Annotated in this window: 4 protein-coding genes; 1 reads left to right on the top strand and 3 read right to left on the bottom strand. The window is 72.3% G+C overall.

What is annotated here, in order from left to right:
• Positions 1 to 149 (bottom strand): metal-sensitive transcriptional regulator (locus ACTUAL_RS16950; protein WP_440900948.1); only part of this gene is annotated, 149 nt, incomplete at its 3' end.
• A gap of 184 nt (positions 150 to 333) precedes the next feature.
• Between ACTUAL_RS16950 and ACTUAL_RS16945 the strand changes: the two genes are divergently transcribed.
• Entirely contained in the window at positions 334 to 975 is a 642-nt protein-coding gene (locus ACTUAL_RS16945; RefSeq protein ID WP_440900947.1) for a response regulator transcription factor, read from the top strand.
• Here ACTUAL_RS16945 and ACTUAL_RS16940 read toward each other — a convergent pair.
• Positions 938 to 1,747, bottom strand: a complete 810-nt coding sequence (locus ACTUAL_RS16940; RefSeq protein ID WP_440900946.1) for a glycerophosphodiester phosphodiesterase family protein — start codon at positions 1,745 to 1,747, stop codon at positions 938 to 940. The two genes, ACTUAL_RS16945 and ACTUAL_RS16940, sit on opposite strands and share 38 nt — an antisense overlap.
• A gap of 94 nt (positions 1,748 to 1,841) precedes the next feature.
• The coding region (locus ACTUAL_RS16935; protein WP_440900945.1) for a tetratricopeptide repeat protein at positions 1,842 to 2,148 on the bottom strand (307 nt) is incomplete at its 5' end.

Genomic DNA, 2,148 nt, shown 5'->3' with positions numbered 1-2,148 from the left:
GAGACCTGGGTGAGGATGTCGATGCAGTACTTCTCCTCCTCGACCATCCGCTGGATGCCGCGCACCTGCCCCTCGATGCGCCGTAGCCGCTTGAGGTGGGCCTGCACCGCGGCGTCGTTGCCCTCGAGGTGTCCGTGCTGCTCGCTCATGAGGTCGACTATACCCCTAGGGGGTATGGAGTTTACGTTGTAGTTCACCCGTGGGGGTGAAATAAGTGGTGGTGGCACCGCGGTGATCGTGTTCTGGGTCGTCGCGGGTTACTGTCACAACGACGGTCGGGGGGTCGTCGAGGGCGGATCTTCCGACCCTCTGTGACGACTGTGAGGACCGATCATGGACATCCGCATCGCCCTGCTGGGCGGCGACGAGCTGGTCAGGCGAGGCCTCGACGGCATGCTCAGGACCCTCGGTGGCTTCGAGCTCGGCTCGGTCAAGGACCGCGAGCGCGCTCCGATCGACGTGGCACTGGTCGAGACCTACGGCACCGCGCGCGGCGACATGACGCTGCAGCGCGCCGTGGCCGACCCCTACGTCCGGCGGGTGGCCGTCTACACCTGGAACCACCACCCCGGCCTGGCCCACGAGTCGCTCGGCAACGGCGTGAGCGGCTACCTCTCCAAGAGCCTCAACGCAGCGCAGCTCGGGCGTGCCCTCCGCGGGATCCACCTCGGCGAGACCGTCGTCGCCCCGGTGGTGCCGGCGCTGCCGACCAAGGAGCTGCGCTCCACCACCGAGCTCGACCTGCTGACCGTGCGAGAGCGGGAGACGCTCGGGCACATCGCGACGGGCAAGAGCAACGACGAGATCGCCCGCCAGATGCAGATCTCGCTGAACTCGGTGAAGTCCTACATCCGCAACGCCTATCGCAAGACGGGCGTGCAGAGCCGCAGCCAGGCGGTCCTGTGGGCCGTCTCGCACGGCCTCGGGGCGGAGGCGCTCAACGGGATGCCGGTCGAGGCCTCGCCGCGCGCCTGACCGGGGGCGTCCACTCGCCGCGCGAGATCAGCACCTCGCGCAGCACGTCGGGCCGGTCGGTGATCACACCGTCCACGCCCATGTCGAGGAGCGTACGCATCGTGGCCGGGTCGTCGACGGTCCACACGACGACCCGGATGCCGAGCTCGTGGGCCCGCGCGATCACCCGCTCGGAGTGGATCGGCATCCGGCCGAGCCGCAGCGGCACGTGCGCGAAGGCGCCCCCGGCGACGCCCAGCGGTCGTACGCCCCCGCGCGAGCACGCGATCAGCGCCGTCAGCGCGCGCCAGCCGAGCGCGGTGGTGACGCCCGGCGCCTCGTCCTGGAGGCTGCGCAGCCAGCGGCTCCACGCGCCGGCGACGCGCACCCGCTCCGCCCAGCCGGGGTTCGCGCGCAGCAGCCGCGCCATCGCGCCGATCGACGCCTCGTCCTTGAGGTCGATCGCGAACCGCGCCTGCGGGAACGTCGCCATCGCCTCGGTCAGCGTCGGGACCTGGTCGGTGCCGTCCACGCGGAGGCGGCGCAGGTCGGCGAGGTCGACGTCCGCCACCCGGCCCGGGTGGCCCGTGACCCGCGCCAGCGACGCGTCGTGGAAGCAGACCACGTGGCCGTCGCGGGTGGTGCGGACGTCGGTCTCGAGGTAGGTCAGGCCCAGCGAGGTGGCCCGCCCGAAGGCGGCCAGCGTGTTCTCGGGCGCGAGCCCCATGCCGCCGCGGTGGGCGATGGCGAGCGGTCCGTCCTGGTCCCCGTAGCGGGCGCCGTGGCTGGTCACGCGCCCAGCATGGAACGGCCCCGCCGGGCGTGTCGCGCCCGGACGGGGCCGTGGAGCGAGTGTTCACCGAGGCTTCGCGCCCCGGTCGGCGCCCTCAGCTCCGGTAGCCACCCAGCAGCTCGGCGAGGCGCAGGTGCGGCTGCGCCTCGTCCTTGCGGCCCTTGCGCTGCAGGGCGCGCCCGAGCAGCAGGTGGGCGTAGGGCTCGTTGGGGTCGTGCTCGAGCAGCTCGGTGGCGACCCTGATGGTGCCGTCGAGCTGCGCGGAGTGGAAGAGCGCGCGCGCCAGCAGCAGGCGTACGTCGGTCAGCTCGTGCACCACCTCGCCCGGGTCGTCGAGCAGCTCGGTCAGCATCACCGCGGCCTCGCGGTAGGCGCGCTCCTCGAAGAGCGCCTGGGCGCGG

The sequence above is a fragment of the Actinosynnema sp. genome, from assembly GCF_052038725.1.
The sequence above is the reverse complement of the archived record's forward strand: the minus strand, read 5'-3'. Positions and strand labels throughout refer to the sequence as shown.

Bases quoted from the DNA above. Each gene is read 5' to 3' on its own strand.
- ACTUAL_RS16945 (WP_440900947.1), top strand. From the start codon at position 334: ATGGACATCCGCATCGCCCTGCTGGGCGGCGACGAGCTGGTCAGGCGA.